The 14,811-nt window shown below is 64.9% G+C and carries 15 protein-coding genes; 1 reads left to right on the top strand and 14 read right to left on the bottom strand.

The annotated features are described in order from the left end of the window. Positions 1 to 35 precede the first annotated feature (35 nt). From ACVOK8_RS02125 to ACVOK8_RS02070, 12 genes are read right to left on the bottom strand one after another with little or no spacing between them, the layout of a single operon-like run. Positions 36 to 2,402: an MMPL family transporter gene (locus ACVOK8_RS02125; RefSeq protein WP_481565358.1), complete on the bottom strand. Its 2,367-nt coding sequence runs from the start codon at positions 2,400 to 2,402 to the stop codon at positions 36 to 38. Continuing rightward, a complete protein-coding gene (locus ACVOK8_RS02120) occupies positions 2,380 to 3,012 on the bottom strand; it encodes a LolA family protein (protein ID WP_481565357.1) in 633 nt (210 codons plus the stop codon). The genes ACVOK8_RS02125 and ACVOK8_RS02120 overlap by 23 nt, the downstream gene beginning before the upstream one ends. Beyond that, the gene (locus ACVOK8_RS02115; protein ID WP_481509198.1) at positions 3,009 to 3,431 is read right to left on the bottom strand and encodes an acyl-CoA thioesterase; all 423 of its coding nucleotides are present in this window, start codon (positions 3,429 to 3,431) and stop codon (positions 3,009 to 3,011) included. The genes ACVOK8_RS02120 and ACVOK8_RS02115 overlap by 4 nt, the downstream gene beginning before the upstream one ends. Further along, positions 3,418 to 4,968, bottom strand: a complete 1,551-nt coding sequence (locus ACVOK8_RS02110) for an HAL/PAL/TAL family ammonia-lyase (RefSeq protein ID WP_481565356.1) — start codon at positions 4,966 to 4,968, stop codon at positions 3,418 to 3,420. The genes ACVOK8_RS02115 and ACVOK8_RS02110 overlap by 14 nt, the downstream gene beginning before the upstream one ends. After that, complete coding sequence (locus ACVOK8_RS02105; protein WP_481565355.1) at positions 4,958 to 5,896, bottom strand: LpxL/LpxP family acyltransferase; 939 nt, start codon at positions 5,894 to 5,896, stop codon at positions 4,958 to 4,960. The genes ACVOK8_RS02110 and ACVOK8_RS02105 overlap by 11 nt, the downstream gene beginning before the upstream one ends. Further along, entirely contained in the window at positions 5,896 to 6,663 is a 768-nt protein-coding gene (locus ACVOK8_RS02100) for a glycosyltransferase family 2 protein (RefSeq protein WP_481565354.1), read from the bottom strand. Before ACVOK8_RS02100 ends, ACVOK8_RS02105 begins: the two co-directional genes overlap by 1 nt. Continuing rightward, entirely contained in the window at positions 6,656 to 8,338 is a 1,683-nt protein-coding gene (locus tag ACVOK8_RS02095; protein WP_481565353.1) for an ApeI family dehydratase, read from the bottom strand. Before ACVOK8_RS02095 ends, ACVOK8_RS02100 begins: the two co-directional genes overlap by 8 nt. Next, positions 8,331 to 8,882 carry a COG4648 family protein gene (locus ACVOK8_RS02090; protein ID WP_481565352.1) on the bottom strand — a complete coding sequence of 184 codons (552 nt, stop codon included), beginning with the start codon at positions 8,880 to 8,882 and terminating at the stop codon, positions 8,331 to 8,333. Before ACVOK8_RS02090 ends, ACVOK8_RS02095 begins: the two co-directional genes overlap by 8 nt. A gap of 21 nt (positions 8,883 to 8,903) precedes the next feature. After that, the gene (locus ACVOK8_RS02085; RefSeq protein ID WP_282271713.1) at positions 8,904 to 9,161 is read right to left on the bottom strand and encodes an acyl carrier protein; all 258 of its coding nucleotides are present in this window, start codon (positions 9,159 to 9,161) and stop codon (positions 8,904 to 8,906) included. A gap of 17 nt (positions 9,162 to 9,178) precedes the next feature. Next, positions 9,179 to 9,436, bottom strand: a complete 258-nt coding sequence (locus tag ACVOK8_RS02080) for a phosphopantetheine-binding protein (protein WP_282271712.1) — start codon at positions 9,434 to 9,436, stop codon at positions 9,179 to 9,181. Further along, on the bottom strand, positions 9,423 to 10,223 hold the full coding sequence (locus tag ACVOK8_RS02075) for a lysophospholipid acyltransferase family protein (RefSeq protein ID WP_481565351.1): 801 nt from the start codon (positions 10,221 to 10,223) through the stop codon (positions 9,423 to 9,425). The genes ACVOK8_RS02080 and ACVOK8_RS02075 overlap by 14 nt, the downstream gene beginning before the upstream one ends. Beyond that, the gene (locus ACVOK8_RS02070) at positions 10,216 to 10,950 is read right to left on the bottom strand and encodes a beta-ketoacyl synthase chain length factor (RefSeq protein ID WP_481565350.1); all 735 of its coding nucleotides are present in this window, start codon (positions 10,948 to 10,950) and stop codon (positions 10,216 to 10,218) included. The genes ACVOK8_RS02075 and ACVOK8_RS02070 overlap by 8 nt, the downstream gene beginning before the upstream one ends. Positions 10,951 to 11,131: 181 nt before the next feature. Here ACVOK8_RS02070 and ACVOK8_RS02065 point away from each other — a divergent pair, with 181 nt between their 5' ends. Continuing rightward, positions 11,132 to 12,136, top strand: coding sequence for a chorismate transformation FkbO/Hyg5 family protein (locus tag ACVOK8_RS02065; RefSeq protein WP_481565349.1), 1,005 nt, complete (start codon positions 11,132 to 11,134; stop codon positions 12,134 to 12,136). Between the two features lie 55 nt (positions 12,137 to 12,191). Here ACVOK8_RS02065 and cydB read toward each other — a convergent pair whose 3' ends face one another. Together cydB and ACVOK8_RS02055 are read right to left on the bottom strand one after the other, a co-directional pair. Then, a complete protein-coding gene (gene cydB / locus ACVOK8_RS02060) occupies positions 12,192 to 13,205 on the bottom strand; it encodes a cytochrome d ubiquinol oxidase subunit II (RefSeq protein WP_481509207.1) in 1,014 nt (337 codons plus the stop codon). 1 nt (position 13,206) lies between these two features. Beyond that, the gene (locus tag ACVOK8_RS02055) at positions 13,207 to 14,601 is read right to left on the bottom strand and encodes a cytochrome ubiquinol oxidase subunit I (protein ID WP_481565348.1); all 1,395 of its coding nucleotides are present in this window, start codon (positions 14,599 to 14,601) and stop codon (positions 13,207 to 13,209) included. Positions 14,602 to 14,811 lie beyond the last annotated feature (210 nt).

Raw genomic sequence — 14,811 nt, 5'->3', positions numbered from 1 at the left:
GATGCGTCCTTGAGAGTCCAGTTACACGTTGAAGATCAATCTGCCGCAGGTGCATGCGGCGGCGGCCGGAACAGCGGCGAGATCAGCCAGACCAGGCCGATGCCGAACAACAGGGTCAAACCAAATGCACGCAACGCCGGCGTCGCCGACAAGCCCAGCAAGCCGAATGACAACCAGGTACTGGCCGCGCCCACGCATACCGCCAGCCATGCACTGGCATCGCCGCGGTGCTCAACCAGGAAGATGCCGTAGTCGATGCCCATGCCCAGCAGCAGCATCAGCGCCAGCATGTTGAACAGCTGCAGCGGCTGCCCGAACAGGCCCAGCAGGCCCAGGGTCAACACGCCCGCCAACACGGTCGGCGCGAATACCCGCCACGCATTGCGCTTGTAGCGCAGCAACAGCGCGCCGAATACCAGTGCGATGCCGACCAGCAACATGCCGCCCATCAGCTTGCGGTAGTGGCCAAGCAAGCGTGAGAAGTCGGCGGTGCGATCGACCCAGCGCACGCCGTCCAGGCCCTTGGCGGCATCGCCCAAGGTGGTCAGCGCATCGGCACGCGATAGATCATCCACCATCACCACGCTGGCCACCTGCTCACCGAGCTGACCTACCCAAAGGTGGCGAAACGGCTGCGATGCCGGCGAGGCCAGGAAGGCGTCGGCGGTCAACGGTGCCGACGAGAATGCAGGCCGTGCCAAAGGCTCGCCAACCGCCTCCGAGACCATCGCCAGCACCTGCGGTTCGGCAGCACCGGTCAGCGCCGCGTCGGCCTGCTGACGTGCCGGCGACGGCAGCCAATCACTGATCGCGCGATAGCCGCCGATCTTTCCACTGTCGGCAAGTGCGCGCAGCTTTGCAGTCAGTGCTTCTTCGCGCTGCAGCAGCTGCGCCGCATCGGCACCCTGCACCAGATAGAACTGGGCCGGGCTGGGCATGCCCAGCAACTGGCTAAGGCGGATCTGCTCGGCCATCAGCTGTGGCGGCGAGGACTGCAGGCTGCGCAGGTCATCGTCGGTCTGCAGACGTGCAACGCCGATGCTCGATAGCAACACCACCGCCACCGTTACCACCAGCATCTGCCGACCGTTCTGCAGGCGCGGCCAGCGCTCCAGCGTGTTACCCAGCCATTGCGAGAAGCGGGTGGGCGCGATCTGACCACCGTCCAGATACGGGAACCAGAAGATCACCGTGGCGAACGCTGCGGTCAGCCCGACCACCGAGAACACCGCCATCTGCCGCAGGCCGGGGAACGGCGCCAGCCCCAGTGCCACATAGGCCAGCGCGCTGGTCAGCAAGGCCAGGCACAGGCCAGGCAGCAGATGCCGCAGCAGCTTCCAACGGCGTTCGGCCGGCTCGGCCTGGCGCGAGGCAAACCAGTGGATGCCGTAATCCTCGGCCACGCCCACCAGCGACGCGCCGAATACCAGGGTCAGTACATGCACTTTTCCGAATACCAGCACGGTGACCGCCAGGGCCACGCCGCAGCCAATCAGCAGCGAGGCGGCGACCAGCAGGATCGGCCGCAAGGAGCGGAACGCCAACCACACCAGCAGCAACACCGCGGCCAGCGATCCCCAGCCAATGGTGTTGATCTCGCGATTGGCCTGCGACGCCGCGGCCTCGGCATGCAACGGCACGCCGGCATGCAGGATTTCCAGATCCGGCGCTGCGCCACGTGCGGCGGCGCCGGCACGCGTCAACAGCGCTTCGAGATGGCGTTCGCCGTCGAGCTGGAAGGCCGAATCACGGGTCTCAAACTGCAGCACCGCCCAATGCCGACCTTCGGCTTCGAGCAGGCCGTCTTCGCCAAGCTGCAAGCCGGAGGCGCGCGCCTGCTGCTGCCACCATTGCGGCCACAGCGAAAGCGGGTCCTGCCGCCATTCGGTCAGGCGCGGCGCGCCCATCGGCCCGTACAGGCTGGCCAATGCCTGTTCGCCCAGCACCGCGGGATCGGCCTGCTGCAATTGCTGGCGCTGCTCGGCGGTGAGCAGGCGGTCGCGCCAGGGCGCGTAGAAGTCACGCGCCTGCTCGAACCAACCTTCAATCGAGCCGCTGGGCTGCAGCAAAGCGGTGTCGACGTCATTGGCCATGCTGCCGGCAAATGCGTCCTGTGCGCGCTTGGTCGCTTCACTGTCCGCGCTACCCAGCAACACCACCACCTGCCGCGCACTGCCATCGGCGATGCGGCGGGTGACGTCGGACAATAAACGATCGTGCGCATCCTGCGGCAGCAACGCCAGGATGTCGGTATCAATGCGCGATTGCGTGCTCCACAGCTGCCATTGCTGTACGCCAAGACCAATCAGCAACAGCAGCCAGGCCAAGCCCAGCCAATGCCACCATCGCCGCAGGCGCTCGGATGCTGCCACGTGCGGTTCAGTCAAAACGGCGTGCCTCATCGGCACTGAGCGCGGCCGGAGCCTCGGTCAATGCGCTGAACTGGATCAGGGTGCGGTCCTGGTTGGCCTCGATGATCTCCACCTGGCGCACGTAGCGGTCACCCTGCAAGGACAGCGACTGGAAGGCCTTGGCCAACATCGCCGACTTCGGCGTCAACTGCAGCCGCCAGCCTTGGCCTTCGCGCTGTGCCTTGATGTTGAACTGGCTGGACAAGGCCTGCACGTCGCCACTCATCAGCGCGAACATGATCGCGTTGACCGAGCGCATTGCTGGCTGCTGACGCGCATCCAGTTCCACCCGGTTGGTCCCATCACGCTGACGGCTGAGGATGCGATCTGCAGTGACCACGACTTCCGACGGGAACGGACGCTGCGTGGTCCAGATCACGCCGTGCTGGCGCGCCACCACGAACTGCCCCTGCGAGCGCAGCGGATTCTTGAAGCCGCTGACCTGCTTGTCCTGGGTGAACTGGCCACGCAGTACATCCGGACGCGCCACCGACTGGGTGATCGCGTCCACCGCCGCATCGGCGGCATGGCTGATCGGCGCGAACATCAGCAGCAATGCGCACAAGGCAATACGTGGATACATCGACAGACGGGTGATCATGGTGCCGGCACTCCCAGACGCTCCCACAATACCGGCGGGCTTTGGTACAGCATTTCCTTGCTGGCAGCGTCCACCGCCACCTGGATGGTGTGGGCACGAGTCAGCAGTTGCCCATCAGCGGCATCATGGATCTGATAATCGATTTTCAAGCGGTTCTCCCACTCGCTGATCTGCGCACGCACCCGCAAGGCCTGCTGGTACAGCAGCGGACGGATGTATTTGACCCGTGCATCCACCACCGGCCACAGATAGCCGGACTCCAGCATCTGCGGGTAGTCGTAGTCGTAGCGTTGCAACAACGCACAGCGCGCGATCTCGAAATACTTGAAGTAATTGCCGTGCCAGACCACATGCATTGGATCGCAATCATGGAAGGCCGGTGACAGCTCGATCTCGGCCACAAGTTCAACGGTCGACATACAACTCCCAACGCTGCGCGCGGATCTCCTCCAGCAGTTTCCGCAGTTCGCCATCCAGCGCGCGGTCTTCTTCGACCAGGGCGATGCGCTGCCCCAGGTCGCCGTACATATCGGCCAGACTGCCATGCAGCTGCGCGTTCATGCCAACCCTTTCGCGCAGGGCCAGGCCCTGCCGCGCTGCGATCAACATTGCCGCCACCACCTGTTCAGTCAGCTCGATCACGCGCAGGCAGTCGCGTGCGGCGATGGTGCCCATGCTGACCTTGTCCTGGTTGTGGCACTCGGTGGAACGTGAGAACACCGAGGCCGGCATGGTCTGCTTGAGCGCTTCGGCGGTCCAGGCCGAGACGCTGATCTGCAGCGCCTTCAGGCCGTGGTTGATGGCCGCACGCGGGCCAGTGGCGGCCGACAGGTTCGCCGGCAGGCCGTGGTTGTAGCGTGCGTCCACCAGCAGCGCGAGCTGCCGGTCGAGCAGGTCGGCGAGATTGGCGACGGTGTTCTTCAGCGTATCCATCGCCAAGGCGATGTGGCCGCCGTAGAAGTGACCGCCATGCAGGATGCGCTCGCCTTCGGCATCGATCAGCGGATTGTCGTTGGCACTGTTCAGCTCGGTTTCGATCAGCTGGCGCAGGAACGGCAGCGTGTCTTCCAGCACGCCGATCACGTGCGGTGCGCAACGCAACGAGTAGCGGTCCTGCAGGCGCTCGGCATTGCGCGGCGGTCGCTCGCTGTGCAGGTCCTCACGCAGGCGCGCGGCGATGCGCATCTGCCCGGGGTGCGGCTTGGCGGCGAACAGGGTTTCATCGAAGTGATGCGCGTTGCCGTCGCTGGCGAGCACGTTGAACGCAGTCAAACGCGTGGCCAGGCGCGAGAGATAATCGGCGCGCTGCCAGGCCAGGCAGGCCAGGCCGGTCATCACCGCAGTGCCGTTCATGATCGCCAGACCTTCCTTGGGGCGCAGCCGCAACGGCGTCATGCCGATATCGGCCAATGCGTCGGCCGCGGCCTGCACGCGCCCCTGGTAGAACACATCGCGCTCACCGCACAGCACCGCCGCCACATACGAGAGCGGGGTCAGGTCACCACTGGCGCCGACCGAGCCCTCTGCCGGAATCATCGGCAGCACGTCGTGCTGCAGCAGGCTGGTCAGCCCCTCCAGCAGCGGCAGGCTGACGCCGGACATGCCGCGCACCAGCGAGGCAAGCCGCGCAGCCAGGACCGCGCGCGTTTCCACCGGGTCAAGATAACGGCCCAGGCCACAGCCGTGATACGTGTACAGATGGTGCGGCAATTCGGCGACCAGCGCCGGCGGAATATTGACCGTGCAGGAGTCGCCATAACCGGTGGTCACGCCATAGACGACACCGTCCTCGCGCAGCAGACGATCCAGAAAATCCGCCCCCTGCTGGATGCGAGCACGGAAGCCGGCCTCGTCACTGAGCAGCGCGGCGCGCTTGCGCAGCGCCAGTGCGACCACGTCTTTGATGGTCAACGGTGCATCGCCGAAGCGGCACGCGGGAGCTTGCTTATTCTGCATGGGGGGCTTGGTCCCAGAAGGGGAAGAAGTTGAACCAGTCCATCGGGGACTGGATGAGCTGCCGCTCCAGCCAGCAGGCAAATGCCTGCGCCTGGCCGGCCAGTGCCGCATCACGCGAGCCACGCGGCAACACGATGCGATCACTGAAATGTTCAAACACCACGCGGTAGCCCTGGCCTTGATGCAGGCAGGCCATGGTGTAGACCGGACAGCCCAGCGCCGCCGCCAGTGCATACGCACCGATCGGGAACGGCGCGCGGTGACCAAGGAAGTCCGCCATCACCGTGCGGCCGCCGTGCACCGGCACGCGATCGCCAACGATGGCGACAAAGCCACCCTCGGCGACGCGGCGGCTCAGTTCCAGTGCGGTGTCCGGGCCCATCGAAGTCACCTGCATCAATTCCACCTGCGCCAGCGGATCCAACCGCTGCAGCAGGCGGTTGAAGCGTTGCGCATGCGCGGTATGCACCAGCACGGTGATGCGGAAACCCGGCACCTGCTCGGCCAATACCTGGCACAGCTCCAGGCAGCCGATATGCGCGGTGAGCAGCAGGCCGCCTTCGCGACGGGCAATCTTGTCCAGCATCAGATCGCGCTGCAGCTGGATGCGCTCGGCCGGGTAACGACCGCCCAAGCCAAGCATCTTGTCCAGCAAGGTATCGGCGAAACTGAAAAAATGACGGAGGCTGTCGCGCCAACGCGGCGCCCGCCCGAGTGCGCCGGTATGCGCCTGCAGCCGCTGCAGGTATTGCATCGACGCACGCCGCCCTACCTCATTGCCCAGCCAATGGCAGAGCACCACCGGCCAAACGCAGACACGGAACGGCCAGCGTCCGAAGCAACGATGCACCCAACACAGGAACAGCACCCCTGCCACCGAAGTGGACTCACCGATATCGGCCCAGTGCGGTGTGTTGTTGGTGGCCATTACCGCGCCCCCTGCAGCCGCCGCCAAAGCAGGCGCGGGCTGCGCCACACCATGCCGAAGAACAGCCGCGTATGCATGCGGCTGATGCGCAGGTTGTCACGCCACACATCGAAGTGCGACACACCATCGGAAGGATAGGTAACGCGGGTGGGCAGATGGATCACCGGCAGCTGCCGCCAGAACAGGCGCACCAGGATCTCACTGTCGAAGTCCATGCGCCTGCCGATGGTTTCCTCGGCGGCAAGCCGTACTACCGGCGGCAATGGATAGACCCGGAAGCCGCACATCGAATCGCGCAGGTGCAGCGACAAGGTGTTGATCCACACCCACACATGGGTGAGGTAGCGCCCATACAGACGCGCCTTGGGCACGCTCTCGTCGTAGACCGGTACGCCGCAGATCACCGCCTGTGGTTGCGCCTGCGACAAAGCCACGAAGCGCGGCAGATCGCCGGTGTCGTGCTGGCCATCCGCATCGATCTGCACTACGTGGCTGTAGCCCCGCCGCGCCGCCTCGGCAAAGCCGGCCAGCATCGCACCGCCCTTGCCCTGGTTCTGTTCCAGCCGCAGCAGATCAACGTCGGTCTGCTCCGCCAGCGCACGCAGTACCTGCGCGCAGGCAGGGTGTGAGCCATCGTCCACCAGCAGGCATGACAGGCCAGCAGCGCGCACGCCAGCAACCACCGCGGCTATCGCCTGCTCGTGGTCGTATACGGGAATCACCACCAGCGCCGCGTAGGCGCCCTTGGCCTGCAGTGCATCACGCATCGGCAAATACCACCTTGCCGCTGGCGTGCACGCCATGCTCGGAGCTGTAGCGGAAGCCCAGCACACCGCGTGCGGCGTCCCAGTCCAACTGCAACGACAGCAGCTGTCCCGGTCGCGCTACATGCTGGAATTTGACTGCATCCATACGCTCGAAGCGCGGTGGCATGTTGAATACCTGCCTGCCATAGCGGATGGCCCAATCCAACTGGGCGACCCCGGGCAGAATCCGGGCCTGTGGAAAATGTCCTTCGAACACCCGCAATGCCGGGTCCAATACCAGCTCGGCAACAGCGTTGCTGGACGAACGCTGGAGCCAATGCGGCGTCGGCATCAGTGGCTGGAACAGCGCGGCCAAGGCCGCTTGGGTCACCTTGCCCTGCGCATTGAGTGGCAAGGCACTGAGCAGGCGCCAGCGGCGCGGACGTGTAACCGCATCATGGCTGCGAGCCAATACCGCTGCCAGATGCTGCTGGAATGCACGGCGGGCAGCATCGTCGGCAACAATCAGCGCGGCATCCGTCGGCACCACCACCGCAGCGAGTTGTTCACGCGCACCCGCAAGTACCAGCACCCGCACATCCTCGACCTGCGGAGCGGCGCGCAGCGCGCGCTCCAGTGCATCCAGCGATACCCGCCGTTCTTCGATCTTGACGATGCGGTCGGCACGGCCTAGCAAGCGGAAGCGGCCCTCGGCCAAGGCTTCAACGCGATCCTGGGTCTGCCACCAATCCGTCGTCGGCAGATGCGCCGAGGCCACCATCAGGCAGCCGTCTTCGATCCGCCACTGCACGCCCGGCAACGGTTGCCATGTCGGCGCTGCATCGTGCCAGCGACGCCAGGCGACACCGCCGGTTTCGCTGCTGCCGTAAACCTCGGTGGGCGCTACGCCCAACAGTTGCCGCACCTGTGGCGCAGCATCGGCTGGCAACGGGCCACCGGAGGAAAACACGGCACGCAAACGCCCGTGCAGCGCCGCCCAATCCAGTTGCTCGGGCAGCCGTTTCAGATGCGCTGGTGTTGCCACCAGCACACTGTCGGCAGCACCGAGCACCTTGATCAGGTCTTCGTGGAAGAAACGACGCGGCTGGATTGCGCGTCCCGCGGCCAGTGGCCACAGCACCCGGAACAACAGCCCGTAGATATGCTGATGCGAGACCGTGCCGTGAACCTGGGCACCTTCCAGCTCGGCGCCAAAGGCGGCCTGCAAGGCCTCCACTTCGCGCGCCAGCTGATCCAGCCGTTTGCTGATCGCACTGGGCTCGCCGGTGCTGCCGGAGGTGAACACCACCAGCTCGCAGGCGCGCTCATCCAGGGGTTCCAATGCAATGTCGGCCGGCACAGCCACTGCGGCTAGCGGCGCATGCACTGGATCGACGTCACCGGCAAAGCCACTCACCCGCGACTGCAGTTCGGCCAAGCTGGCCGGCAGGTTGTCGGCGGCCAGGAACACGCGCTTGCCGGCATGCCAGGCACCAAACAAGGCTGCCGCAAACGGCAGCGCCTCATCGAAGTACAGCGCCCAATCGCGGCCGGGCGCGGCGGCAAATGCCTCGCGCCACGCCATTACCTGCTGACGGAATGCAGCGTGCGAGACCGCCACGCCATCGCGCAGGCCGACGCAACGCGCCAGCTGCGGCTGCAGCAGCAACCGGTCCAGAGCGATCCACTCAGACATGGGCGTGCGCAGCCTTCACTCGCCGCCGTACCAGCCACTCGCCTGCAAACAACACAGCCATCATCACGTACGCCAACAATCCGTTGTACAGCGCCCAGGTCCGGTCCGACGCCCAAAGCGCGGTTACCAGGGCCAGGCCCCCATTGAGAACAAAAAAACCACACCAGACCTGGGTCACCTTGCGGGTATAGGCCACCGCGAAGGGCGGCAGGTCCGGCTCCTGCAAGCGCGCCAGACGCTCCACCACCGGCGGCCCAAACCGCAGGCTGGTGGCAAACACCAGCAACATCACCACGTTGACCAGCAACGGGTAGAGCTTCAATGGCAGTGCCTGATTGAGCAGGGTGGTCAACAAGGCCAGCACGCCGGCGCCTGCAGCCGCCGCCATCCACAGCGGCTGGCGACTGGTCACCGCCCGCAGCAAGGCCAGCGCAAACAACAGCAAGGCCATCCAGCGGGGCTCGAAACGCCCCATCGCCAGGTACACCAGCAGCGGATAGGCAACCGTCAACAGGCCAAAGGCGAGCGCGCGGAACCGCGTCATGCCAGGCCTCTACCGGTCCGGTCAGGCTGCAGCTTGATCGGGCAGCAGGCCATGCACGACGTCGACCACGTCCTGCACGGTGCGCACGGTCTTGAAGGCCTCCGGCTGCAGATTGCGGCCCAGCAACGGCTTGAGCTGCACGATCAGATCCACCGCATCGATGCTGTCGATGTCCAGATCTTCGTACAGGCGTGCCTCGGGCTTGATCCGCTCCGGCGCAATCTCAAAACTGTCGTTGAGAATGCGAACGATATGGTCGAACAATTCACTCTTGGTCATGGCAATTCCTGGCCCGGTTACGACTGACGGGCAGCGACAAACTCGCTGAGCGCGCGCACGCTGGAGAAATGGCGGCGGGTCTCTTCCGAGTCAGCCGACAGGCTGACCCCATACTTTTTCTGCAACGCCAGGCCGAGCTCCAATGCATCGATGGAGTCCAGGCCCAGCCCTTCGACGAACAGCGGCGCGGCGGAATCAATGTCCTCCGGCGCGATGTCTTCCAGTGACAGCGATGAAATGATCAATTCCTTGATCTCGTGCTCAAGTGCCTGCACGGTTCGGATCTCCAGCAAGATCGAAATAATGGGTGAGGTGGTCGGTAAGGCGGCGCGCGGCCAAAGCATCCCCTTTTGACGTGGGGGTATCGACCAGGAACGGGTGGATCTGAATATCTTCACCCACCTCGATCTGAACGTGGAAACGCCGCGGCGGCACAAGATACCATTTCTGCCCCTTACCAAGGGTTGCCGGGCTGCAGCGGATGTGCACCGGGGTGACGTCCAGCCCACCCCTGACCGCGATATTTGCAGCCCCGCGCTGCAGCCGCAACGGCTGGCCGGGCACGCTGCGGGTACCCTCGGGGAAGATCACCAGACTGCCGCCGGCCTGCACTGCAGCAATGCAATCCTCTACCAGACCGGCACCGTCGTCATTGGATATATAGCCAGCCGCACGCACCGGCCCGCGCATGAATGGATTGATGGCCACTGCGCGCTTGACCACGCAATCGGCATTGGGCAGCAGCGATACCAGGAACACCACATCGATCAAGGTCGGATGGTTGGCCAGCACCAGCAGGCCCCGCCGCTGCAGGCGCTCAGCGCCGACGATCTCGTAGGTCAACACACCGAGCCGGCGCATCAACCCGATATGCCCGGCAAAACTGAGCTGCACCAGGCGCCGGGCAATCCGGCGCCGGCGTCGCTCGTCGCGGATCAGCAGCAGCGCCGGCATCACCACACCACCCAGCAGCAAGCCGCCAATGCCGAAGGCAGCAAAACTGAGCCCGGTGGCGAACACCCGCCAGGCGTGGTTGAGCCAAGCGCGCCCAGCCTCAGCCATGCCGGGCCCAGACCCAGTCCTGACCATCAACGGTATTGATCATGCCGGCATCTTCCGACAAAAGAAATGCATGTGCAGCCAAGCCGCGCGACAAAAGCGGCCTCTCTGACGCAGCCCCAGCAGCCCGCCAGGCCAGACTGAGGCGGATGCCGGGCTGATCGGCCCGGCGCAACCGCCAGCACCAGGCAAAGCCGGCATCAGGTTCATCCGCAAACCCCGCATACAGGGCCGGCAACGGCGCCTCGTACACAATCACCCGCACCTCGGGTGCGCCGTCGGCCAGCAGGCCATACGCCTCCACGCAGGCTGCCTCCACCGTCGCTGCCCCGGCCGCAAGCGCCAGATAATTGCTGCGGCTGCCGCGCATGATCGAATACAGCGCTGCAACAGCGTTATGCACGGACAGACCAAACGCGGTCGGCGACATCGGCTCCTGCCCCACCAGCGACTGCAGCAGGGCCAGCGAGCGCGCCACATCGCCATGGCGGGAGGCGAACACCAACGGGATGTCGGCCTCATCCTCGGCCTGCTCACACCAGCAGGCTGCCTGGATTGCCATTCGCCCGAGCCGCTCGATACGCCGCCGCTGCATCGCCGGCACCTCCAACAACGCCGGCGCAGCGTCCCCCTGCGGCAGCCAGGGCCGCTCAGCCCAGGCCCGCCATTGCTCCGCCGTAGTCAGGTCCGGCGCCCACGCAGACCAACCGGCCACTGAAAATTCGATCATTGCCACCACTGCAATCCAACTACATGACGCATGAAGCCCAGCTTGACTGAGCGACGCATTCCCCCGAATACGCCGCGACACCTGCAAAAACGGTATCTGCTGGGACCGTGAAGCGTGGCAAGCTATCATGAGACCCGGCCATTGGCAGCAGATTCACGGTATGGGCAACAGCAACCTCTTCATGCAGCAGGCTATCGCTGCCCAGCCCGGCACCCCGCATTCAGCGTTTCGCGCCAGCTATCTACCTGCCCAACAGGCCACCGCAGCGCTGGCCGACCCCAGCACACTGGCCGTATTCGGATTCAACGCCGGGCCAACAATGCATGACGCGCCGCATTGGCTGCAGGTGCCATTGGCGATACATGGCGCCGACCGGATCGAAATCTGGCAAGGCAATACTGCCGCGGTGCATGGCAGCAGCGGTGCTGTGCGGTGGTCCCGCAACGCCGAGCTGCTGTTCACGTCCATCGAGGTCACGGAAGTCGACGGCGATATCGAGGCCGCGACCGCCACGGCCTATGCAGCACTAGGCGAATTCCTGTCGCACAGCGATTACCCCTGCCTGCTGCGCACCTGGAATTACCTCGACGCCATCACCGAAGGTGACGACGACGACGAGCGCTACCGCCGCTTCTGCCTGGGACGCGTGCGCGGCCTGCAGGTGGTGAATGACGCCACAATGCCTGCAGCCACCTGCATCGGCTGCTTTAATGGCCGCCGCCGGGTACAGGTGTATTGCCTGTCCGCCCGCCAACCGGGCTCGCCGCTGGAAAACCCGCGCCAGGTCAGTGCCTATGCCTATCCACGCCAATACGGCCCACAGTCGCCCAGCTTTGCACGCGCGATGCTGCCGCCACTTGCGACCGGATTGCCGCTGCTGCAATCAGGCACCGCCGCAATCGTCGGCCACCGCTCACAACACCATGGTTCGGTGGCAATGCAGCTGGATGAAACCCTGACCAACCTGCAAAGCCTGATCGATCGTGCGCGCCAACAGCGGCCGGAGCTCCCTCCCCACCTTGGCGAGCAATCGCTACTCAAGGTGTACGTCCGCAATCCGCAGGACGCGGCCGAGGTGAGCCTGCAACTGCAGCAGCGCGGCCTGGCCGAATCCGGTTTCATCGTGCTGCACGGCGAAGTCTGCCGGGCCGAATTGCTGGTGGAAATCGAAGGCCTGCACGGCTGAGAAACGCACCACCAAGTCTGGCCCGGCGAACGCCCGGGCCTGGATCAATGCAGATTCAGTGATAGCCGGTCTCAGCCGTCACCTTGCCGCGGAACACCCGGTACGACCACACCGTATAGCCAAGGATCACCGGCAACAGCAGTACCAGGCCGACCATGCTGAAACCCAGTGACGACGCTGGCGCGGCGGCCTGCCACAAGGTCAGGTGCGGCGGCAGCAGGTAGGGCCACATGCCCAGCACCAGGCCGACGAAGCCGAGCACGAACAGCGCCAGGGTCAGCAGGAACGGCGGCAGGTCGCGGCGCGGGTGCATGGCGCTGCGCCACAGCGCCACCGCCACGGCCAGGGTCAGCAGCGGCACCGGCGACAGCCACCAGAAGTTGCCGTCGCTGAACCAGCGCTCCATCACCCGCGACTGCAGGAACGGTAGCCAGGTGCTGACCAGGCCCATGAACACGATCACCGCCACCATCAGCGGCCGCGTCAGCGAACGTGCCAAGGCCTGCTCGCGGCCCTCGGTCTTGAGGATCAACCAGGTGCTGCCGAGCAGCGCATAGCCAGTGACCACCGCCACGCCGGTCAGCATCGAGAACGGACTGAACCAACCGAACGCGCCGCCGCTGTAATGCCCGTCCTGCATCGGCAGACCCTGCACCAAGGCACCCAGAATCACGCCCTGCGCGAACGCCGCCAGCAACGAGCCCATCGCGAACGACACACTCCACAGCGCGCGCGAGCGGTGCGCCTTGAAGCGGAACTCGAACGCCACGCCGCGGAATACCAGGCCCATCACCAGTAGCAGCACCGGCAGGTACAGGCCCGACAGCAGCACCGCATAGGCCTTGGGAAACGCCGCCATCAGGCCGGCACCACCAAGCACCAGCCAGGTTTCATTGCCATCCCAGATCGGCGCGGCGGTATTCATCATCACGTCGAGCTGCTGCTCATCCTCGGCGAACGGCGCCAGGATGCCGATGCCGAGCACGAAGCCATCCAGCACCACGTACATCAGCACGCCGAAGCCAATCACCGCGAACCATGCCACTGGCAGCCAGGTTGTCATCTCCATGTCAGCGCTCCTCCAGTGGTTCGTTGACGCCGGACAGCGGCCGCGCCGGGGTATGCATGCCGTCATCGCGCGGCGGCAGATCATGCGGCTTGGGCCCACTGCGCATGATCTTGACCAGGTACCAGATGCCCCAGCCGAACACGAACAGATAGCCGATCACGTATACCACCAACGACAGCACCGTCATCCAAACGCTCTGCGTACCCACCGCATCGGCGGTGCGCAGCACGCCATAAACCACCCAGGGTTGGCGGCCCATTTCGGTGACGAACCAACCCGCCACCAGCGCGACGAAACCGCTGGGCAGCATCCAGTTCCAGCCGCGCAGCAGCCAGGTCGACTGCAGCAGACGCCCACGCCATAGCTGGAACGCCGAGATCCACGCCACCAACAGCATCAGCGAGCCGATCCCGACCATGATGCGGAACGCATAGAACACCGGCACCACCGGCGGCCGCTCGCTGGCCGGCACCGAGGTCAGCGGTGCAAACGTACCGTCCGTGCTGTGGGTCAGGATCACGCTGCCAAGCTTTGGAATAGCAATTTCGTAATCGTTGCGCTCTTCCTTTTCGTTCGGCACCGCAAACACCACCAGCGGCACGCCTTCACCGGGCTTGCTTTCATGCCAGTGCGCTTCCATCGCCGCGATCTTCATCGGCTGGTGTTCCAGCGTGTTCAAACCATGCATGTCGCCGACGAAGATCTGCACCGGTACCGTCAGCGCGGCGAACGCGACGGCGGCAACCAGCATCTTGCGACCCGCTTCCACATGCACGCCACGGCGCAGATACCAGGCACCGACACCACCGATGACAAAGCACGTGGTGATGAACGAACCCAACGCCATATGCGCCAGGCGATACGGGAATGACGGATTGAAAACAATCTGCCACCAGTCCTGGGGATGCACGATGCCATCAACCAGCGTGTAGCCGGCCGGGGTATGCAGCCAGCTGTTGGACGACAGGATCCAGAAGGTGGAGAACAGCGTGCCCAGCGCCACCATGCTGGTGGAGAAGAAGTGCAGGCGCGGCGAGACTTTCTCCCAGCCGAACAGCATCACGCCGAGGAAACTGGCTTCCAGGAAGAACGCGGTCAACACCTCGTAAGTGAGCAGCGGGCCGATCACGGTGCCAGCGACTTCACTCAGGCGCGGCCAGTTGGTACCGAACTGGAACGCCATGACGATGCCGCTGACCACGCCCATGCCGAAGGACACGGCGAAGATCTTCTGCCAGAAGAAAAACAGCTCGCGCCAGACCGGATTGCGGGTACGCAGCCAACGCCATTCGACGAAGGCCAGCCAGCTGGCCGTACCGATGGTGAAGGCCGGGAACAGCACATGAAAACTGACGACGAATCCGAATTGGATCCGGGACAACAGCAGCGCTTCCACGGGCGCTTCTCCGCGACTCTTTAATTGGGGCGATTCTGGTCCTGTATTGGTTAAGAACGGATGTGACCGGATGTCGCAGTGCGTCAAAAAGTCGCAGCGGCTCCTGCCCCCTGTAGTGGGGGGGGGGGGGGGGGGGGGGGGGGGGGGGGCGGGGGGGGGGGGCGGGGGGGGGCGGCGGGGCGGGGCGCGGGGGGGTGGGAGGGGGGCTCG

The sequence above is a fragment of the Stenotrophomonas sp. STEN083 genome, assembly GCF_056759195.1.
The sequence above is the reverse complement of the archived record's forward strand: the minus strand, read 5'-3'. Positions and strand labels throughout refer to the sequence as shown.